19 protein-coding genes are annotated in these 19,980 nt (G+C 73.9%); 14 read left to right on the top strand and 5 right to left on the bottom strand.

Annotation, left to right across the window (positions count from 1 at the left end):
* The first annotated feature begins 11 nt into the window (after nucleotides 1-11).
* Complete coding sequence (locus ACIGNX_RS08770; RefSeq protein ID WP_396537799.1) at nucleotides 12-272, top strand: chorismate mutase; 261 nt, start codon at nucleotides 12-14, stop codon at nucleotides 270-272.
* A gap of 30 nt (nucleotides 273-302) precedes the next feature.
* Here ACIGNX_RS08770 and ACIGNX_RS08765 read toward each other — a convergent pair whose 3' ends face one another.
* Nucleotides 303-1,376 (bottom strand): histone deacetylase, encoded by a 1,074-nt coding sequence (locus ACIGNX_RS08765; protein ID WP_396537797.1) that lies wholly within the window; start codon nucleotides 1,374-1,376, stop codon nucleotides 303-305.
* Nucleotides 1,377-1,440: 64 nt separating this feature from the next.
* On the opposite strand from ACIGNX_RS08765, the gene ACIGNX_RS08760 reads away from it, so the two are divergent.
* The 6 genes from ACIGNX_RS08760 (at nucleotide 1,441) to ACIGNX_RS08735 (ending at nucleotide 8,241) form a co-directional block, all read left to right on the top strand.
* Nucleotides 1,441-1,755, top strand: a complete 315-nt coding sequence (locus tag ACIGNX_RS08760) for a hypothetical protein (protein WP_396537795.1) — start codon at nucleotides 1,441-1,443, stop codon at nucleotides 1,753-1,755.
* A 211-nt stretch (nucleotides 1,756-1,966) separates the two neighbouring features.
* Complete coding sequence (locus tag ACIGNX_RS08755; RefSeq protein ID WP_396537793.1) at nucleotides 1,967-2,845, top strand: hypothetical protein; 879 nt, start codon at nucleotides 1,967-1,969, stop codon at nucleotides 2,843-2,845.
* 160 nt (nucleotides 2,846-3,005) lie between these two features.
* Complete coding sequence (locus tag ACIGNX_RS08750) at nucleotides 3,006-3,791, top strand: hypothetical protein (protein WP_396537791.1); 786 nt, start codon at nucleotides 3,006-3,008, stop codon at nucleotides 3,789-3,791.
* Nucleotides 3,792-3,948: 157 nt separating this feature from the next.
* The gene (locus tag ACIGNX_RS08745) at nucleotides 3,949-4,836 is read left to right on the top strand and encodes a hypothetical protein (protein ID WP_396537789.1); all 888 of its coding nucleotides are present in this window, start codon (nucleotides 3,949-3,951) and stop codon (nucleotides 4,834-4,836) included.
* 364 nt (nucleotides 4,837-5,200) lie between these two features.
* Nucleotides 5,201-6,547: a serine/threonine-protein kinase gene (locus ACIGNX_RS08740; RefSeq protein WP_396537787.1), complete on the top strand. Its 1,347-nt coding sequence runs from the start codon at nucleotides 5,201-5,203 to the stop codon at nucleotides 6,545-6,547.
* 113 nt (nucleotides 6,548-6,660) lie between these two features.
* Entirely contained in the window at nucleotides 6,661-8,241 is a 1,581-nt protein-coding gene (locus tag ACIGNX_RS08735; RefSeq protein ID WP_396537785.1) for a serine/threonine-protein kinase, read from the top strand.
* Nucleotides 8,242-8,260: 19 nt separating this feature from the next.
* Here ACIGNX_RS08735 and ACIGNX_RS08730 read toward each other — a convergent pair whose 3' ends face one another.
* On the bottom strand, nucleotides 8,261-9,154 hold the full coding sequence (locus tag ACIGNX_RS08730; RefSeq protein ID WP_396537783.1) for a LysR family transcriptional regulator: 894 nt from the start codon (nucleotides 9,152-9,154) through the stop codon (nucleotides 8,261-8,263).
* 109 nt (nucleotides 9,155-9,263) lie between these two features.
* Here ACIGNX_RS08730 and ACIGNX_RS08725 point away from each other — a divergent pair, with 109 nt between their 5' ends.
* From ACIGNX_RS08725 to ACIGNX_RS08715, 3 genes are all read left to right on the top strand, one after another.
* Complete coding sequence (locus tag ACIGNX_RS08725; RefSeq protein WP_396538192.1) at nucleotides 9,264-10,166, top strand: DMT family transporter; 903 nt, start codon at nucleotides 9,264-9,266, stop codon at nucleotides 10,164-10,166.
* Nucleotides 10,167-10,361: 195 nt separating this feature from the next.
* Nucleotides 10,362-10,772 carry an SsgA family sporulation/cell division regulator gene (locus ACIGNX_RS08720; RefSeq protein WP_396537781.1) on the top strand — a complete coding sequence of 137 codons (411 nt, stop codon included), beginning with the start codon at nucleotides 10,362-10,364 and terminating at the stop codon, nucleotides 10,770-10,772.
* 35 nt (nucleotides 10,773-10,807) lie between these two features.
* Complete coding sequence (locus tag ACIGNX_RS08715) at nucleotides 10,808-12,577, top strand: protein kinase (protein ID WP_396537779.1); 1,770 nt, start codon at nucleotides 10,808-10,810, stop codon at nucleotides 12,575-12,577.
* 4 nt (nucleotides 12,578-12,581) lie between these two features.
* Here ACIGNX_RS08715 and ACIGNX_RS08710 read toward each other — a convergent pair whose 3' ends face one another.
* The gene (locus ACIGNX_RS08710) at nucleotides 12,582-13,232 is read right to left on the bottom strand and encodes a response regulator (protein WP_396537777.1); all 651 of its coding nucleotides are present in this window, start codon (nucleotides 13,230-13,232) and stop codon (nucleotides 12,582-12,584) included.
* A complete protein-coding gene (locus ACIGNX_RS08705) occupies nucleotides 13,229-14,518 on the bottom strand; it encodes a PspC domain-containing protein (protein ID WP_396538190.1) in 1,290 nt (429 codons plus the stop codon). Before ACIGNX_RS08705 ends, ACIGNX_RS08710 begins: the two co-directional genes overlap by 4 nt.
* Nucleotides 14,519-14,578: 60 nt before the next feature.
* On the opposite strand from ACIGNX_RS08705, the gene ACIGNX_RS08700 reads away from it, so the two are divergent.
* Both ACIGNX_RS08700 and ACIGNX_RS08695 read left to right on the top strand, forming a co-directional pair.
* Entirely contained in the window at nucleotides 14,579-15,853 is a 1,275-nt protein-coding gene (locus ACIGNX_RS08700) for a PspC domain-containing protein (RefSeq protein WP_396537775.1), read from the top strand.
* On the top strand, nucleotides 15,846-16,049 hold the full coding sequence (locus ACIGNX_RS08695; protein WP_396537773.1) for a hypothetical protein: 204 nt from the start codon (nucleotides 15,846-15,848) through the stop codon (nucleotides 16,047-16,049). Before ACIGNX_RS08700 ends, ACIGNX_RS08695 begins: the two co-directional genes overlap by 8 nt.
* A 64-nt stretch (nucleotides 16,050-16,113) precedes the next feature.
* On the opposite strand, the gene guaA is transcribed toward ACIGNX_RS08695, so the two are convergent.
* Nucleotides 16,114-17,673 carry a glutamine-hydrolyzing GMP synthase gene (gene guaA / locus ACIGNX_RS08690; protein WP_396537771.1) on the bottom strand — a complete coding sequence of 520 codons (1,560 nt, stop codon included), beginning with the start codon at nucleotides 17,671-17,673 and terminating at the stop codon, nucleotides 16,114-16,116.
* A gap of 51 nt (nucleotides 17,674-17,724) precedes the next feature.
* Here guaA and ACIGNX_RS08685 point away from each other — a divergent pair, with 51 nt between their 5' ends.
* Both ACIGNX_RS08685 and ACIGNX_RS08680 read left to right on the top strand, forming a co-directional pair.
* Complete coding sequence (locus tag ACIGNX_RS08685; RefSeq protein WP_396537769.1) at nucleotides 17,725-18,489, top strand: aminoglycoside phosphotransferase family protein; 765 nt, start codon at nucleotides 17,725-17,727, stop codon at nucleotides 18,487-18,489.
* A gap of 35 nt (nucleotides 18,490-18,524) precedes the next feature.
* Nucleotides 18,525-19,970 carry an aldehyde dehydrogenase family protein gene (locus tag ACIGNX_RS08680; protein WP_396537767.1) on the top strand — a complete coding sequence of 482 codons (1,446 nt, stop codon included), beginning with the start codon at nucleotides 18,525-18,527 and terminating at the stop codon, nucleotides 19,968-19,970.
* Nucleotides 19,971-19,980: the final 10 nt, after the last annotated feature.

Raw genomic sequence — 19,980 nt, 5'->3', positions numbered from 1 at the left:
AGGTCGTCATGATGAACAGCACCGAAACCGCCCCGGACATCGACGCTCTGCGCCAGGAGATCGACCACCTGGACGCGGAGCTGCTGCGGCTGGTCAAGCGCCGGGTCGAGGTGTCCAAGCTGATCGGCGCCGCGCGCATGGCGGCCGGCGGCACCCGGATCGTCCACAACCGGGAGATCGACGTGATCAACCGGTACAAGGACCTGGGCCCGGAGGGCCGGGACCTGGCGATGGTCCTGCTGAAGCTGGGGCGCGGCCCGCTGGGCCGGTGACCGCGACCGACCGCCGCCCCGCCGACCGCCCTACGGCGCGCGCGGGGCGGCGAAGGCCCACGCCGTGAGCGCGGACCTGGCCCTGGCCAGGTCCGCGTCCACCAGTTGCGCGTCGTCGGGCACGTAGGCGAGCGGGTCCTCCAGCAGCCGGACCCCGACCAGGCCCTCCACCAGGGCGTGCAGGCACAGCGCCGAGTACCCGCGCAGGTAGCCGCCCTCCTGCGTGAGCACGGTGGGCAGGCCGAGCGCCGCCACCGACCGGCCGACGTCCCGGTAACCGGCGGCGGTGAGGTTGTGCCTGCCGTTCGGGTCGAACGCCGACCCGTCGAACCCCGAGGCGCAGACCAGGAAGTCCGCGCCGAACTCGGCCAGCGCCGGGAACGCGACCTCGGCCAGCGCCCGCCGGTACGCCTCGTCGCCCGCGCCCAGGGACAGCTCGACGTTGACGTTGGCGGCGTCGGACTCGTCGGGCGCGCCGGTCTGGGGGTGGTTCGCGCCCCACGCGCCGTGCCGCATGTGCACCGACACCGTCAGCACGTCCGGGGTGTCGCGGAACACCTCCTGCGTGCCGTTGCCGTGGTGCACGTCCCAGTCCAGGACGGCGACCCGCCTGCCCGCGCGGCGGGCGGTCTCGGCGACCAGGGCGGCGTTGTTGACCAGGCAGTACCCGTCCGCCGCGGCCGGCTGGGCGTGGTGGCCGGGCGGCCGGACCAGGGCGTACGCCAGGCGCGTGCGGCCCGACGCGACGGCCTCGTAGGCCGCCAGGGCGGTGCCGGCGGCCGCGCGGATCGCGTCCCACGAGCCCGGCCCGACGACGGTGTTGGTCTCGACGGCGGTGCGGCGGGCGCACGCGGCGCGCAGTCCGGCCAGGTAGGAGGGGGTGTGGACGCGGGCCAGCTCCTCGTCGTCGGCGAACCGGCCGGTCGACCACGTCAGGTGCGGCGCGACCGGGCCGCGCGCCAGCGCGTGCCGCATCGTGCGCAGCCGGGCCGCGTTCTCCGGGTGCGGTTCGGGCGCGTCGAGCCAGTCCCACCGGCCGGGCAGCTCCCACAGCCCCGCGCCGGTGTCGTGCTCGAGGCAGGCGTCGTGCCAGAAGACCTCCACCGGGGGTGGATATCAGGGCCATCACGGATGGTCCAGCGGGTTTGGGCGCGGGCACACTGGTGCCATGGTCATCGGTCTCATCACGGGTCTCATCGCGATCCTGGGCGTCCTCGCCGCGCTGGCGCACGACGGCTACCTCGCGATGCTCGGTTCCGCCGCCAAGTCCAAGCGCGCCGCGGGCGCGCCCATCGCCCAGTACGTGCGCAGCCGGTGGACCCTCGCCGGGGTGACGACGATCATCGCGCTCGTGGGCCTGCTGATCACGTCGGGTGACGGCGTCTCGGGCGACATCATCGGCGCGCTGATCGCGGGCGGCGCCGGCCTGGCCGCCGGCAACGCGCTGCAGGCCACCCGGAAAAGGCTGAACAGCGGTAGCTGAAGATTCACTCATAAGTGTGCCGCTTGGCCACGCAAGGCTGATCTGGGCAGCTCTACGTGCACCCGGCACCTACCCTGAGGCGGTGGCCGGGCCCTCGGCGTCCCACCCCCGTTCCCCGCGCCACGCCAAGACCACCGGGTGAGTTCGAAACCCGATCAGGTGACAGAACCGCGAGGGCCGTCAGGCAGGGGGCGGGAGGGGTCGGCACAGCATGGACATCGGGGAACCGGATCGGTCGGAGCGGCACCGGCCGGAGGACGGGGCGGCGAACCGGCTGCCCGCGGGCGGCGAGCCGGACCACACCCCGCCCGACGGGGTGGCGTCCCGGCCGGCGCCGCCACCACCGCCGGACCCGCTGGTCGACGCCGACGGGCTGCGCAAGTTCAACATCGGCCTGGTCCCCGCGTCGGTGACGCCGCCCCGGACGTGGAAGGCGGCCGCCTGGTTCGCCGTCCTGTCCTCGGCGGGCGTCCTGGTGGGCCTGGCCGTCGCGGCGGCCCACCTCGTCGGCACGAACGGCCCGGCGGAGCGGATCGGGCTGCCCGGCTACCCCACCGGGATGCCGCTGCTGACCGGGTTCGGCACCACCACCCCGCCGCCCGCGACGACGACCACGACCACCACGACCACGCGCCGCGCGCCCGCCGAAGCCGCGGCGCACGAGGTGGTCGGCGGCGAGCGCGCCCGCGACGGCGGCCACCCCCCCGACCGGTCCGGCCCGGCGGCCCCGACGACCCCGACCCTCGTCACCACCGTGCCCGCGCAGTCCGAGCCGGTGGTGGACGCGCAGGCCATCGCGGCGAACACCGAGGCGTTCTACGAGGCGGTCGCCGCGGACTCCCGCGGGGCGCTGTCCCTGGTCACCGACGCTTTCCGGCTCGCCAGCGGCGTGCTGCTGGAGCGGGAGTTCGCCGACGTGTCGCTGATCGAGGTGCGCGAGATCAGCGTGGACCCGACCCGCGGCATCACGGTGAGCACGTTGCTGGTCACGCGCAAGGACGGGTCCACGACCACCGAGAAGCGCCAGTTGGAGTTCACCACCGGCGTCGTGCCGCTGATCGACGGCGAGCGGTCGGTCGACGGCCGGTGAGGCCCGCCCCGGGTGGGCGCCGTTCCGTAGTCCTTCACCCGTTCGCGGTACGGAGTTTGACCACTGGCCGCCACGAACGAGTGAACTCCCTGGCTGAAGTGGCCTCCTGACGCGCCCCCACGGTACGAGTCTTGGCACGACACGACCGAGGGAGTCGCCAGTGCAGCGCCCTACGACGAGCGGTCGCAGGCACAACCGCGCGGGTTCGGTCACGGTGGCGGAGCTGATCCGGAAGCAGCCCGCGACGGTGCCCACCCGGTACCGCGACCGGGCCGGCGCCCACGAGCCGCCCGCCGGTCCGCCGCGCGAGGACCGCGCCCCGAACCCCACCGGGGGTCGACCGGCCCGGACGGCGAAGCTCGCCGGCGTGGCCACCGGGGCGATCGTGCTCCTGGCCTGGGTCACCGCCGCCGCGGTCCTGGCGGGCAACCGCCCCGCCGGGCCGGTCCAGCCGCGGGTCGAGCCGCCCGAGTCGATCAGCGGGTCGTCCGCGCTGCGCCCGGACCTGCTGGCGGCGCAGCTGGGCGGCGGGCCCGTCGAGCCCCCGGCCCCGGCGGAGCGGCAGGCCGCGGCGCTGGGCGACGACGTGACGCCGCAGTCGCCGGTGATGGTCCCGCCGCCGCAGGTGGACGTCGGCCCGCAACCGCAGGTCGACATCGTGCGGCGGTTCTTCGCGCTGCTGCCCGCCCGGCCCGCCGAGGCGGCCCGCCTGCTGTCGCCGGAGCTGCTCGGCGGCAGCCCGCACGACTTCGTGGAGTCCTGGGCCGGCGTGCAGGCGATCACCGTCGAGTCGACCTCGCCGCGGTCGGGCGGCGAGGTGCTCGCGGTCGTCTCGATGCAGGAGCGGTCGGGCCGGTGGATCCGCGTCGAGCAGCTCTTCCGGCTGACCGAGACGAGCGTTCCGCGCATCGTCGCCACCGAGGTCCTGTCGGCCCAGCAGAACTGACGCTCGGTAACGATCAAGCTCCTGTTGTTCACTCAGCGTTCAAAAATGCGTTGACGCCGTAGGAAACTTCACTCAAAGGGGTTACGTAGACGGTCACGATTCGGTATCCATGTTCCCGGTCAGTAGCGCAACGCACTCCCGGGAAAGGTGTTCAGCGGTGTCGAACGACGACAAACGCCGTCGGCAGGATGGCTCGACGGCCAAGCTGTCGGTCGCCGACCTGATCGCCCGGCGCGAGGCGGAGACGCAGCCGATCCCGCGGATCACCGACGACCCGGTCGCCGCCCGGGCGGGGGACGACGAGGACACCGTCCGCCTCCCGGCCGCCGCACTGGCCGCGGCCAACCTGTCCGGCCGCGAGCTGCACGTCACCGAGCTGCTGCGCCGCGAGGGCCGGGCCGGCGAGGAGGAGCGCGGCGGCGGGTTCTCCGTCCCCAAGCTCGTCGCGATGGCGAGCGGCGGCGTGGTGCTCGCCGGCACCGTCGCGTTCACCGCGTCCAGCCTGATGACCTCGCCGGACGAGCGCCCGCTGGCGGAGGTGCGCTTCGACGCCCGCCCCGCGGCCCGCCCCACCAACACCCTCACCAAGGACCTCGGCGCCGCCGCTGCCCAGCAGCAGGCGCAGCAGGCGCAGGTCGAGACCACCACGACCACGCCCGAGCAGACCGAGCAGGCCCCGCAGACGACGACCCAGCGCGCGCCGCGGCCCGTCACGCAGCAGCCGGCGACCACGCAGCAGCAGACGCAGGCGCAGCAGCAGGTGCCGACGACGACCAACGCCCCGGCCCCGACCACCAGCAGCCCGCGGGCGACGACCCCGGCGCCGACCACGACCACCACGCCGCCCCCGCCGAGCAGCAGCCCCCGGCCGTCGTCCACGGCGCCGTCGAGCACCACCCCGTCGTCCACCGCCCCGTCGTCGACCACGCCGTCCTCGACGACCCCGAGCACCGCGCCGTCCGACGCGGGCAGCGGCCTGGGCCTCGACCTCGGCGGGATCCTGGACCCGCTCGGCGGGTTCGACTTCTTCGCCCCGGCGAACTGACCCCACCGGCGTCCCGCCCGACCTCCGCCCGGCCCGCCGGGGCGGTGGCCGCGGTGTGCGGTGGCGGCCGATCGGCATCGTCCGATCGGGTGATGGGTGCGGCGGTTACCCCGTTCGGCCGCAAAACCGGCGATCTTCCTGCGAACGGGTGTCCTTACGGCCCGGTATCAGGTATCCCTTCCCGGTCACCCCTCGGCTCGCGTGAGCTGCGCAACGGCTCGAAACGCGTAGTCAGGGCCGGGGTAGGCTCTGCGGGCGAGCGGTGGCCTAGCCTGTTCCGCGCACCGATCCGCACGACGAGGAGCCCCAGCGTGAGACCTGCTGCCCTTGCCGCGGTCACGCAGCGCCCCAGCGAGGTGGTCCGGTGAGCAACGACGATCGCGTCATCGCCGAGCGCTACCGGTTCCTGGACCGCATCGGCAGCGGCGCGATGGGCGTCGTGTGGCGCGCCCAGGACGAGCGCCTGGGCCGGATCGTGGCGATCAAGCAGCTGCTGCTGGCGCCCAGCCTCGACGAGCGAGAGCAGGACGAGGCGATCCAGCGCGCCATGCGCGAGGGCCGCATCGCCGCCAAGCTGCACCACCCCAACGCCATCGCCGTCTACGACGTGGTGGAGGAGAACGGCGCTCCGTGCCTGGTCATGGAGTACCTGCCCTCCTACAGCCTCGCCGACACGATGGCCGAGCACGGCCCGCTCGACCCGGTCGAGGTGGCCCAGATCGGCATGCAGGCCGCCGCCGCGCTGGCCGCCGCGCACGCCGCCGGGATCGTGCACCGCGACGTCAAGCCCGGCAACGTGCTGCTCGCCGACAACGGCCTGGTCAAGATCACCGACTTCGGCATCTCCCGGGCCAGCGACGACGTCACGGTCACGAAGACCGGCCTGATCGCGGGCACGCCCGCCTACCTCGCGCCGGAGATCGCGCGCGGCCAGGACCCGACGCCCGCCTCGGACGTGTTCTCGCTCGGCTCGACGCTGTACGCGGCGGTCGAGGGCGAGCCGCCGTTCGGGCTGTCGGAGAACACGCTGGGCGTGCTGCACGCCGTGGCGGCCGGGCGGATCAACCCGCCGACGGTCGACCACCCGCTGACCGACGTGCTGCTGCGGCTGCTCAACTACGACCCCGCCGACCGGCCCACCATGGCGCAGGCCCGCGACATGCTCAGCGCGGTCGCGCACGGCCGCAACCCCAGCCTGACCGGCATGCTGCCGGCCGGCGCGCCGGGGTTCGCGCCGGTGGCCGCGGGCGCGACGACCGTGCTGGACGCCGACCGCACCCGCGTGGTGCGGCCCGGGCCGCGGTCCACGGGCGGCGCGGTGCCCGTCGCCGCACCGTCGCGGTCGAACGACAACCGGGCGCTGGTGATCGCGGCGGTGGTGCTCGGCGCGCTGCTGCTGCTCGGCTTCCTCGCCGTGGCGCTGGACTGGTTCGGCGGGAAGGAGCCGGTCTCACCGTCGGTGGGCGGCACCAGCTCGTCCTCGCCCGCGCCGACCACCACGACGACCACGACGCCCGCCGCCGTGACGACCGTGGAGACCGAGACGGTCACGGTGGAGCCGACCACGACCACCACCACACCGCCACCGCCACCGCCGCCCACGACGACACCGCCGACCACCACCACGACCACCGCCACGACGACCACCACGACGACCCCGCCGACCACGACGACCACGACGACACCCCCCACTGTGGGACAGGGTGGCTAGCGAACCTCGTAAGGTGTGGTGTTGAACCCGATCGGGTGATGCAACGTCCTTGTCCTGGTGGCGTCCAGTCGTTCGCCACTCAATGAAGCCCTAGCAGCTACTGGGAGCACGCCGTGAGCGACGATGGCCGCCTGGTTGCCGGCCGCTACCGACTTGGCCGGCGGATCGGCAGCGGTGCGATGGGCGTCGTCTGGCAGGCGCACGACGAGCGGTTGCACCGCACGGTCGCGGTCAAGCAGCTGCTCCTGCAGCCGGGCCTGGCCGAGTCCGACACGGACGAGGCCAAGCGCCGCGCGATGCGCGAGGGCCGGATCGCGGCCCGCCTCCAGCACCCCCACGCGATCGCGGTCTACGACGTGGCGGAGGACGACGGCCAGCCGTGGCTGGTGATGGAGTACCTGCCGTCCAAGAGCCTGTCCACCGCCCTGTCCGAGCGCGGCACGCTGCCGCCCCGCGACGTGGCGTCGATCGGCTCGCAGGTCGCCTCCGCGCTCGCCGCCGCGCACAACGCGGGGATCGTGCACCGCGACATCAAGCCGGGCAACATCCTGCTCGGCAACGACGGCACGGTGAAGATCACCGACTTCGGCATCTCCCGGGCGACCGGCGACGTCACCGTCACCGCGACCGGGATGCTCGCGGGCACGCCCGCCTACCTCGCGCCCGAGGTCGCCAAGGGCTACGACCCGGGCCCGCCCTCGGACGTGTTCTCGCTGGGCTCGACGCTGTACGCGGCGATCGAGGGCGCGCCGCCGTTCGGCCTGAACGAGAACACCATCGCGCTGCTGCACCAGGTCGCGTCGGGCAAGGTGGTGCCGCCGAAGCAGGCGGGCCCGCTGACCGCGCTGCTGATGCGCCTGCTGCGCGCCGAGCCCGAGGACCGGCCGACCATGGCCGAGGCCCGCGAGGCGCTCGCCGCGGTGGCGTCGGGCCGGGCCGCGCCGGAGTTCCCGGTGCCGCTGCCGCAGACGCACCCGCCGTCGTGGCAGGGCGCGCCCGTGCAGGCCGCGCCGACCCGTGCGCTCGCACCGGCCGCCCAGGGCAACGCGGCCGCCGCCCCGCCGCCCGCGACCAGGGTGGCGCCCGTGCCGGCGCAGCAGCCCGCGCCGCAGCGGCAGGCGGCCCACCCGCCGGTCGCGGCCAGGCCGTCCGGCGGTGCGCTGAGGGGCAAGCGGTCCGCGGTGGTTACCGCGCTCGCCATCGCCGTCGCCGCGGTCGTGGGCATCCTGCTGGCGAGCATCCTGTCCAACGGCTCCGGCTCCGAGGGCACCCAGGCGGGCTCCACGACGTCGACCACGGCGCAGGAGGCGGGCGGCGAGGCGTCGGTGACGCCGTCGAAGAAGGCGGCCGGTCCGCCCGTGAAGGTCATCGGCTCGCCGACGCTCGAGCAGCAGGAGCAGACGGTCCGCGACTACTTCGCGCTCATGCCGGAGGCCGTGGACGAGGGCTTCAACCGGCTCAGCCCGAAGATGAAGAACACCTCGGGCGGCATCGACGGCTTCCGCAACTGGTGGAACCAGGTGAAGTCGGTCAGCCTCGACGAGGTGAAGCTCAACTCGCCGTACGCGTACGAGGTCGTCGTCACCTACAACCTCAAGGACGGCACGGTCAGCCGCGAGCGCAAGCTCGTCGGCCTGGCGTGGCAGGGCGAGTACCTGTTCATCGACAAGGAAGACCCGATGGGCAAGGCGTGACGCGGCACGTCGCGCGGGGCTAGTGGGCCGAGGCCTTCAGGGCGTCCAGCAGGCTCGCCACGGCGGGTGAGCGGACGCCCTCCTCGCGGATGGCGGCGCAAATCGTCCTGGTCGGCTCCGGGTGCCGCAGCTTGCGGACCACCACGCCGGGGTGCACGACGCCCAGGCTGAGCTTGGGCACGATGGTCACGCCGAGCCCGGCCGCGACGAAGCCCTGCGCGGTCGGGTAGTCGTCGGCCTCCACCACGATGTTCGGCGTGAACCCCGCGCCCGCGCACGCGTCGAGCACGATGTCGCGGCACGGGCCGGGCGGCGCCACGGCGTCCACCCACTGCTCGTCGGCCAGGTCGGCGAGGTCGAGCACGCGCTTGCGGGTCAGCTCGTGGCCGCGCGGCAGCACGGCCAGGTAGGGGTCGTCGAGCAGGTGCACGAGGTGCACCCCGCGCGGCGACTCGCCGTCCCGGTGGTGCACGACGAGGGCCACGTCGGCGCGGCCCGCCTCCACCTCCACCATCGGGTCGTCCGGCTCGGTGAGCTTCAGGTCGAGCTGGACGTCGGCGTGCTTGGTGCGGAAGAGGGCGACGGCGGGCGGCACGAGGGCCGCGCCGGCGGTGGCGAAGTAGCGGACCCGCAGCCGCCCGGTGCGGCCGGCGCGGAGGTCGGCGAGCGCCGCCTCGGCCTCGACCAGCCGGTCGGTGATGAGCGCGGCGTGCTCGGTGAGCAGCCGGCCCGCCACGGTGGGCCGCACCCCCCGGCCCACGCGGTCGAGCAGCGGCAGGCCGGCCTGCTTCTCCAGGGCCGAGACCTGCTGGCTGACGGCCGAGGGCGTGTAGCCGAGGTTGACCGCCGCGGCCGTGATGGAGCCGGTGGTGACCACGGCCCGGAGCACCTGCATGCGTCGCACGTCCAACATGACCCCACCGTACAGCGCCGCTTAAGCTTCGTGCAGTTCTATTCACTTGTGCTGATAGTTCGGGGACGCGCAGAGTAGGGGCGTGAACAAGCCTGGCACGCTGATCAGGATGGGTGTCCTGGCCCTGCTCTGGGGCTCCAGCTTCCTGTGGATCAAGATCGCCCTGACGGGCCTCTCGCCGTTGCAGATCACGCTCACCCGCACCGCGCTGGGCGCGGTCGTGCTGGTCGCGCTCGTGCGCTGGAACAAGCAGCGGCTGCCGCGGGACCGGACGTCGTGGCTGCACCTGTGCTTCGCGGCCGTCTTCGGCAGCGCGGTGCCGTTCGCGCTGTTCGCGCTGGGCGAGCAGACGGTGGATTCGGGCGTGGCGGGCGTGCTGAACGCCACCACCCCGCTGTGGGCGCTGGGCATCGGGCTCCTGCTGGGCTCGGAGCGGCGCCGCAACCCGGCCCGGTTCGCGGGCCTCGTGCTCGGCTTCGCGGGCGTGCTGCTCATCTTCGCCCCGTGGCAGCAGGCCGGGCTGGCGAGCTGGGGCGCGCTGGCGTGCCTGGCCGCGGCGGCGTCCTACGCGGTCGCCTACGCCTACATCGGCCGCAAGGTGTCCGGGCGCGGCCTCACGCCGATGCAGATCTCGGCGGCGCAGCTGGTGGCCGCGGCGGGCATGACGGCCGTCGTGGTGCCCGTGGCGGGGGCGCAGCCGGTGCACCTGTCGTGGCAGCCGCTCGTGGCCGTGGGCATCCTGGGCGTCTTCGGGACGGGCGTGGCGTTCGTGCTCAACTACCGGTTGATCGAGGACGAGGGCGCGACCAACGCCACCACGGTCGGCTACCTGCTGCCGGTGGTGTCGGTGCTGCTGGGCGCGGTGTTCCTGGGCGAGGCGATCAACCTGCGCATCGTGGCGGGCATGGTGGTGGTGCTCGTGGGCGTCGCGCTGACCCGCCGGCAGCCCGCGACGGCGGTCGTCCCGGTCCTCGACGAGCCCGTCGGCGTCAAGGCGACTACGCTGAAGTGACCTGCGATAACGCACCGTTGTCCGGTCGTGTCGGGGCCCGAGGGTCCAACTGAGACACCCGTCCTGGGCAAACGGGTGGAGTTGAGACCCAGGTCTCCCCCGATCGCGTGGTGTTCAGGCGAACTACGTCCCGATTCGCCCTCACGGACGTCTCCTCACATGAGAGGGACGACTCCGGAAGGGAACCCACAGGACATGAGCAACGACAGCATCACCATCGCCACGACGTTCCACCTCCTCGTCCCGGGCGTGGCCCCGGCGCCGGTGGAGGCCGAACTCCACTACGAGCCGGAGGACCCGTACGCGGTAGCCGTGCTGTTCCACACCGGGCAGGGCAAGGTCGAGTGGATCTTCGCCCGCGACCTGCTGGCGGACGGCCTGCTCACCTCGTCCGGCGAGGGCGACATCCTGGTCCGGCCGGCGGCCGACGACCCGGAGCGCGTCCTGGTCGAGCTGAACGCGCCGACCGGCTTCGCCATCCTGTCCGCCGACGCCGAGGACATCGCCGAGTTCCTCGACCTCACCTACGACGTGGTCCAGCCCGGCGAGGAGGACCTGTGGATCGACTTCGACCGCGAGCTGGCCAAGCTGGTCTCCACCAACTGACCGCCGCGGGCCGCGCCATCGCCTAACCTGCTGACGTGGCGGAGTCCGGGGGGACGGAAGCGGCGACGGTCGGCGGTCGGTACGCGCTGATCGAGCGCATCGGCAGCGGCGCCATGGGCGTCGTGTGGCGGGCGCGGGACGAGCTGCTCGACCGGGAGGTGGCGGTCAAGCGGCTGAGGTGGCCGGACCTGACGGCGGACGCCGTCGAGGTGGCCAGGGCGCGGGCCATGCGCGAGGCGCGCAACGCGGCGCGCTTGCAGCACCCCGACGCGATCTCCGTGTTCGACGTGGTGGTGGAGGACGACCGGCCCTGGCTGGTCATGGAGTACCTGCCCTCGCGCAGCCTGGCCGGGCTGCTGGCCGAGCGGGGCGGGGTGAGCCCGGAGGAGGCGGCCCGGATCGGGGGTCGGGTGGCCGCCGCACTGGCCGCGGCGCACGCGGCGGACATCGTGCACCGGGACGTGAAGCCGTCGAACGTGCTCATCGGGCACGACGGCACGGTCAAGTTGACCGACTTCGGCATCTCGCGGGCCGCGGGGGACGGCACGCTCACCGACAGCGGCATGATCACCGGCACACCGGCGTACCTCGCGCCCGAGGTGGCGCGCGGCGAGCAGCCGGACCAGGCATCGGACGTGTTCTCGCTGGGGGCGACGCTGTACGCGGCCACCGAGGGCAGGTCGCCGCACGGGGTCAGCGACAACAACTTCGGGCTGCTGTACCGGGCCGCGGCGGGGCTGGTCGAGCCGCCGACGCGGTCCGGGGCGTTGACGGGGGTGCTGCTGCGGTTGCTCTCGGCGGACCCGGCACGGCGGCCGACGGCGGCCGAGGCGGTGGACCTGCTGACCGCCCACGCGCCGCGGGCGTCGAAGGAGGGCGCGGCGCGGGTGTCGGCCCAGGTGTCGGCGCGCAGTCGGGCGCAGGGGCCGGCGCGAGGGGCCGGGCAGGGGTCGGCGCGCGGGTCGGCGCGGGACCGGGCGGCGGGTTCGGACCGGGCGTCGGCACGGGACCGGGCAGCGGGATCAGGCCAGCCGTCAACACGGAACCCGGCAGCGGGATCGGTCCAGCCGTCAGCACGGGACCAGGTAGGGGGATCAGGCCAACCCTCAACACGGAACCCGGCAGCGGATTCGGACCGGCCGTCCACGCGCGGCCGGGCAACGGGATCAGGCCGGCCGTCAACGCGGGACCGGGCAGGAGGTTCGGACCGGCCGTCCACGCGGAACCCGGCAGCGGGTCCGGACCGGCCGTCGACGCCCAATCCGGCACCCGGCCCGGCGCGATCGCGGAGCGCGGCGGCCCAGGTGTCGGCACCGCACCCGGCGCAGGGCGTCGAGGAGCCCGCGACCGAGGTCGCCACCGAGGCCGCCCCCGCGACCGCCGACCACGGGAAGCGCTGGTTGGCGCCCGTCGTGGCGGCGGTGGTGCTGCTGCTCGTGGCCGGTTCCGTCGCGGTCGCCGCGCTGCGGCTCGGGCCGTTCGGCGAGCCCGCCCACACGTCCGAGGAGGCCCGCGCCCTGGTCGAGCGGCACTACGAGCTGCTGCCCGAGGACACGCCGGCCGCCTACGACAACCTGGCCGCCACCTTCCGGCAGCCGTTCGAGGAGTACCAGCGCTTCTGGGAGCAGTACGACGACGTGCGCGCCGACCAGTTCGAGGTCGTGCCGGGCGACGGGGACCGGTTCGTGGTCCGGGCGCGCGTGACGTTCCGGCGCGGCCCGGCCGAGGTGGCGGGCTTCTACCTGATGGTGGTCGAACCGGTCGACGGGCGGCTGCGGATCAGCTCCTCCGAGCAGCTCACCTGAGCGGTCACACCAGTCGCCGGTCGGACGCCCAGCGCGACAGCTCGTACCGGTTGGACAGCTGCGTCTTGCGCAGCACGCTCGACACGTGCGTCTCGACCGTCTTCACCGAGATGAACAGCTCCGACGCGATCTCCTTGTACGCGTACCCGCGCGCCAGCAGCCGCAGCACGTCCCGCTCCCGCGGGGTCAGCAGGTCCAGCTCGGGGTCGCTGATCGGGGCCGCGCCCGGCCGGTCGGCGAACGCGTCCAGCACGAACCCGGCCAGCCGCGGGCTGAACACCGCGTCGCCCTCCGACACGCGCACGACCGCGCGCACCAGCTCCTGGCTGGAGATGGTCTTCGTCACGTACCCGCGCGCGCCGGCGCGGATGACCGCGATGACGTCCTCGGCCGCGTCGGACACCGACAGCGCCAGGAATACCACCTCGGGCAGGGCCGTGCGGACCTGCCGCAGCACCTCCGCGCCACCGCCGTCGGGCATGTGCACGTCCAGCAGCACCACGTCCGGCCGGTGGTGCCCGATGCCCGCCACCGCCTCGCCGACCGAACCGGCCTCGCCGACGACGTCGATCTCGTCGGTGATGGAGTCCAGCTCGGCCCGCACCCCGGCGCGGAACAGCGCGTGGTCGTCCACCAGGAACACCCGAACGGTCATGTCCTGGCCCCCGTCTCTCGCTTGTCTGCGGTTTTCCTCGGCATCATCAGCTGCACCTCCGTGCCCTCGCCCAACCGGGTCCGGATCCGGACTTCGCCGCCGTGCCGGTCCATCCTCCCCCCGATGGAGTCGGCGAGGCCATGCCGGTCCTCCGGCACGGTGCCCGGGTCGAAGCCCTTGCCCCGGTCGCGGACGAAGACGGTGACGCGCTCCGGCTCCACCTCCCCGTACACGCTGATCTCGGCGACGCCCGCGTGCTTGGCCGCGTTCACCATCGCCTCGCGGGCGGCCTGGACCAGCGCGTACAGGTTCGGGTCGAGCAGGCAGTCGCCCACGACGACCTGCTGCACGGCCAGCGCGAAGGTGTCCTCCACCTCGCCGGACGCCTTCGCGATGGCCGCCGACATGGTGGTCGGCTCGTTGTTGTCCTCCACCACGCGCCCGTACAGCCACTCCCGCAGCTGCCGCTCCTGGCCGCGGGCCAGGCGCTTGACCTCGCGCGGCTGCTCGGCCTGCTTCTGGATCAGCGCGAGGGTCTGCAGCACGGAGTCGTGCAGGTGGGCGGCGATCTCGGCGCGCTCCTCGGTGCGGATGCGGACCCGGCGCTCCTCGCCCAGGTCGTTGATGAGCTTGATCCACAGCGGCACGGTGAGCACCGCCACGCCGCCGAGGGTCGCGACCACGGCCAGCAGCGCGAACCGGAGCTGGTCGACGCCGTAGCTGTTGACGAGCAGCACGCCGATGCCGATGGCGACCAGGGCCACGCCCGCGAGGACCCGCACGATCGCGCTGCGGCCGGTGCCGCCGAGGATCCCGGACCTCGCGCCGTCGCGCCAGCGGCGGCGCTGCGCCTCGTCCGCCTCCCGCCACACCACGGCCGCGCCCACGAGCGCGACGGCGAGCGGCCCGGCGATCCAGCCGCTGAGCGGGCCGGAGAACAGGCCGGCGAGCACGGCCGCGCCGATGCCCAGGGCGACCAGGCCCAACGCCTGCTGGCGCTCCCTCGGGTTCGCGGGCTCCTCCGGCTCGCCCGCCGCCCGTTGCGGCACGAACAGCCACAGCAGGCCGTAGGCGATGACGCCGACCCCGTTGAGGGCGGTCAGCGCGGCGAACGCCGCCCGCACCCAGAACACCTCGATGCCGAGGTGGTCGGCGACACCGCCGGCCACGCCCGCGACCACCCGGCCGGTCCGCCTGCGGCGCACCGGTTCGAGGGTCTTCGTCTCCACGCTCACCCCTCGATGGTCACACGGGGGTCGGGGCCGGTCATCAGGGTTCCACCCGATCCCCGGTTCAGGGTGCCTCCCCGATGTGCGGGGCGGTGCCCGTTGAGCAAGCTTGTCGTCGTGAGCGGGAGCATCAACGCAGCCGGCGTCGAAGAGACGCTGAAGGACTTCTGGGCCACGCGGCCCAGGCGGCCCCACGACGGTCGCAAGATCGCCGGTGTCGCCGCCGGTATCGCCCAGCGGTACCAGATCGACCCGGTGATCGTCCGGGTGGCGTTCGTGGCCATGGCGCTGTGCAACGGGGCCGGTGTGCTCATCTACCTGCTGGGCTGGCTGCTGCTGGCGCAGGCGGACGACGAGGTGTCGCCGGCGGAGTCGCTGCTGGGTCGGGGGCACAGCTCGACGCCCACGGCGTTGACGGTGCTGCTCGGCCTCGCGGTGGTGCCGGCGACCGGGTTCTTCGTGGACGGCGGCTTCACCATGGTCGGCGGCGTGCTGCTGTCCGTGGGCGCGGTCTACCTGCTGCACCGCGGGCGCGGGCAGCTCAACCGGCCCGAGCCGACGCCGGCGTTCGGCGTCCCCGCGGGTGGTGCGGGTGTCGGTGGCCCGGGAGTCGCGGACGGTGGTGCCGGAGGCGGTGCGGGGGTCGGGGTGTCGACGGAGGAGCAGGCGACCGGGCGCGTGAACCCACCGGCGTGGGACCCGTTGGGGGCGGCCCCGTTCGCGTGGGACCTGCCCGAGCCGGGCGGTCCGCCGGAGCCCGCGCGGCCGGTCGAGCCGGTGCCGGCGCGGCGCAGGTCGCGGGTCGGCGGGGCGACGTTCGGCGCGGCGCTGGTGGTGCTGGCCGGGTCGCTGGTGGCGTCGGCGTACTCGGACTGGTTCCGCGCCGGGCACGTGATCGGGCTCCTCGTGGCCGTGCTGGGCGCGGGGATGGTGCTCGGCGCGCTGCGCGGCGGCGGTGGCCGCGGCCTCGTCTGGCTGGTCGTGCCGCTGTCGGTGGCCGGGGTGGTGCTGACGTCGGTGGACTTCGACGTCGACGCCGGGGAGGTCGGCAGCACGAGGGCGCGGCCCACGGCGGTGGCCGAGGTGCAGGAGCGGTACGCGGCGGGGGTCGGCGAGGTCGAGCTGGACCTGACCGCGCTGCCGGACAGCGGGTCGGTCACGACGGCCGTCGAGGTCGGGCTGGGCAGCGCGCGGGTCCGGGTGCCCGCCGACGCCGACGTCACGGTGGACTGCCGGGCCGACCTGGGTTCGGTGCGCTGCCTCGGCCGGGAGTCCGACGGCGAGGGGCGGTACGAGCAGGTGACCGATTACGGGGCCGACGGCCCCGGCGGGCTGAAGGTCGTGCTGGACGTGCGCAGCGACCTCGGAGAGGTGGAGGTGAGCCGTGGCTGACCAGGATTCGGTCGAGCGGCGCGGGGTCGACGTGGTGGGGCTGGTGTTCGGGGTCGCGGCCCTGGTCGCCGCGGCCTACATGCTCTCCGACGGAGCGGCCTGGCCGGACTTCCTCGACCTGAGGTGGGCGTTGGCCGGAGGGGCGATGGTGATCGGGTTGGGGTTGCTGGCGGGTTCGGCCCGCCGGCGCCGCTAGCCGGGGGTGTCGGGGGTGTGACGGAGGAGGGCCCGTCCCGGGGAGGACGGGCCCTCCTCCGCGCTCACTCCCACTCGATGGTGCCCGGCGGCTTGCTCGTCACGTCCAGGACCACGCGGTTGACCTCGCTCACCTCGTTGGTGATGCGGGTCGAGATCCGCTCCAGCACGTCGTAGGGCAGCCGGGTCCAGTCCGCGGTCATCGCGTCCTCGCTGGACACCGGGCGCAACACGACCGGGTGACCGTAGGTGCGGCCGTCACCCTGCACGCCCACGCTGCGCACGTCGGCCAGCAGCACGACCGGGCACTGCCAGATCTGCCGGTCCAGCCCGGCGCTGGTCAGCTCCTCGCGGGCGATCGCGTCGGCCTTGCGCAGGACGTCCAGCCGCTCCTGGGTGACCTCGCCGATGATCCGGATGCCGAGGCCCGGACCGGGGAACGGCTGCCGCTGCACGATCGTCTCGGGCAGGCCCAGCTCGGCGCCGACGCGGCGGACCTCGTCCTTGAACAGCGCCCGCAGCGGCTCCACCAGCGTGAACTCGAGGTCGTCGGGCAGCCCGCCGACGTTGTGGTGGCTCTTGATGTTGGCCGCGCCCGCGCCGCCGCCGGACTCGACCACGTCCGGGTAGAGCGTGCCCTGGACGAGGAACCGGTAGTCGCCCTCGGCCTTCAGGTCGCGCTCGGCCTGCTCGAAGACGCGGATGAACTCGCGGCCGATGATCTTGCGCTTCTGCTCGGGGTCCGTCACGCCCTTGAGCGCGTCGAGGAACCGCTCGCGGGCGTCCACGGTCACCAGGTTGACGCCCGTGGCGGCCACGAAGTCCCGCTCGACCTGGGCGCGCTCACCGGCCCGCAGCAGGCCGTGGTCGACGAACACGCAGGTCAGACGGTCGCCGATGGCCCGCTGGACGAGCGCGGCGGCCACGGCGGAGTCCACGCCGCCGGACAGGCCGCAGATCGCCCGGCCGTCGCCGACCTGCTCGCGGATCAGCGCCACCTGCTCGTCCACGATCGAGGACGTGGTCCACTGCGGCCGGATGCCCGCGATGTCGTGCAGGAACCGGCGCAGCACCTCCTGGCCGTGCGGCGAGTGCCCGACCTCGGGGTGGTACTGGACGCCCGCGAAGCGGCGCTCCGGGTCCTCGAACGCGGCCACCGGGGCGCCTTCGCTGGTCGCGGTGACCGTGAAGCCCTCGGGTGCCTTGGTCACGCAGTCGCCGTGGCTCATCCACACCGGGTGGTTGGCGGGCAGCTCGTCGTGCAGCAGGCCGCCGGCGTGCCGGACGCCGAGGTCCGTGCGGCCGTACTCGCGGGTGCCGGTGTGCTCCACCGTGCCGCCGAGCGCGCCCGCCATGGCCTGGAAGCCGTAGCAGATGCCGAAGACCGGGACGTTCATCTCGAACAGCTTCGGGTCGACCTGCGGCGCGCCCGGCTCGTAGACGCTCGACGGGCCGCCCGACAGCACGATGGCGGCGGGGTCGCGTTCGAGCAGCTCCGCCACGGGTGTGGTGTGCGGGACGACTTCCGAGTAGACCTGCGCCTCCCGGACTCGCCGGGCGATCAGCTGCGCGTACTGCGCGCCGAAGTCGACTACCAGCACAGGGCGGTTGCTGCTCTCGGCCACTGGGGGAAAACCTCTCGTCTGGCGGATCCGCGCAGGTGAAGGATGTCATGCGTGGAGGAGGAAGTGCTCACCGGAGGCGGCCTCAACGAGGTCGTGCGAGTCGGGTCGACGGTGCGGCGGCCCACCGGGCCGTGGACGCCCAACGTGCACCGGCTGCTCGGACGCCTTGCGCCGCTTGGCCTTTCGCCGGTCCCGCACGGCGTGGACGGGCGCGGGCGGGAGGTGCTGTCGTACCTCCCGGGTGAGGTCGGCCACCCGCCGCTGGCCGAACGGCTGCGGTCGGACGAGGTGCTGGTCGCGGTGGCGCGCCTGGCGCGGCGGCTGCACGACGCCTCGGTCCCCGTGGTGGCGGAGGTCGGGGTGGCCGGCTGGCAGTTCCCGCCGATTTCACCCGTAGAGGTGATCTGCCACAACGACCTGGCTCCCTACAACGTGGTGTTCCGGGACGGCGTGCCGGTCGGGGTCATCGACTTCGACGGCGCCCGGCCGGGGCCGCGGTGGTGGGACGTGGCCTACTCGGTGTACTGCCTGGCGCCGTTCGCGCCGGAGGGCGACGGGGGCTTCGGCGGGGTCGCGGAGCAGTGGCGGCGGGCCGGGTTGTTCTGCGCGGAGTACGGGTTGCCGCTGGAGGGGATCGGCGAACGGGTGCTGGCGCGGTTGGCGGACATGGTCGCGATGATCCGGGGGCGGCCCGAGTTCCGGCGGCAGCGGGAAGAGGGGCACGACGCCTACTACTCGCGGCACGCCGAGTACGTACGCCGGCACTTCGCGGGGACGCGGGCGTGGGGCGGACGGGGGTACTTCCAAGATCAATAGGTGGAAGTCGGCGGGACGGGAATACGGTGTGGGTCATGGACGCGTTCACGCCTCAGCCACGGCCCTGCTGGATCGCTGGACACGCGGAACAGGGCGTCTCAGCCCTCGCGGTGCACCACCCGTTCGACGGCACCGAGGTGGCCTCGGTGGCGGTCCCCGGGCAGGAGCAGGTGGAGCGGGCCGTCGCCGCCGCGGCGGCGGTGGCGAAGGAGTTCCGGCAAACGCCCGCGCACGTGCGGGCGGCGGCGCTGTCGCACGTGGCCTCGGCGTTGGCCGACCGGGCCGAGGAGGTCGCCGAGACCATCACCGCGGAGAACGGCAAGCCGTTGAAGTGGGCGAACGTCGAGGTGCAGCGGGCGGTCAACACGTTCCGGTTCGCGGCGGAGGAGGCCCGGCGGTTCACCGGCGACCTCCAGCGCCTGGACACCGACGCCGGCGGCGAGGGCCGGATGGCCGTGGTGCGGCGGGTGCCGCGCGGGCCGGTGCTGGCGGTCGCGCCGTTCAACTTCCCGCTGAACCTGGTGGCGCACAAGGTGGCGCCGGCGCTGGCGGTCGGCGCGCCGGTGGTCGTGAAGCCCGCGTCGGCCACGCCGCTGTCGGCGTTGCTGCTGGGCGAGCTGCTGGCGGAGGCGGAGCTGCCCGAGGGCGCGTTCTCCGTGCTGCCCGTGCGGGGCGGTGACATGAAGACCCTGGTGACCGACGAGCGGTTGCCCGTCATCTCGTTCACCGGCTCGACCGGGGTCGGGTGGTCGCTGATGGACTCCGCGCCGCGCAAGCACGTGGTGATGGAGCTGGGGTCCAACTCGGCGGCCATCGTCTGCCCCGACTGGCCGGACCTGGACTTCGCGGCGCAGCGGATCGCCACGTACGGCAACTACCAGGGCGGGCAGTCCTGCATCGCGGTGCAGCGGGTGCTGGTGCACCGCGAGGTCGCCGGGGAGTTCGTGCCGAAGCTGGTCGAGGCGGTGCGGGGGCTGAGGACCGGTGACCCGCACGACCCCGAGGTGGAGGTCGGGCCGCTGATCGACGAGGACAACGCCCGGCGGGTCGAGGAGTGGGTCGCCGAGGCCGTGTCCGGCGGCGCGGTGCTGCACGTCGGCGGCGGGCGGTCGGGGACCTCGGTCGAGCCGACGGTGGTGCAGGACGTGCCCCGCGACGCCAGGCTGTGGCACGAGGAGGTGTTCGGGCCGGTGCTGGCGGTGGCCGTGGTGGACTCGGTGGACGAGGCGTTCGAGCTGGCCAACGCGACCGACTACGGGTTGCAGGCCGGCGTGTTCACGCGGGACCTGAAGGTGGCGTTCTCGGCGGCGGCGGAGCTGGAGGTGGGCGGGGTGATCGTGGGCGACGTGCCGTCCTACCGCGCCGACCAGATGCCGTACGGCGGGGTGAAGGGGTCCGGCACCGGGCGCGAGGGCGTGCGGTCGGCGATGGAGGACTTCACCGAGGAGCGCACGATGGTGCTCACCGGCATCACCCTCTGAGCGCACGGTC

This window comes from Actinosynnema sp. NPDC053489 (genome assembly GCF_044544865.1).
GTDB lineage: Bacteria > Actinomycetota > Actinomycetes > Mycobacteriales > Pseudonocardiaceae > Actinosynnema.
This window is presented reverse-complemented; position numbering and strand designations above follow the sequence as displayed.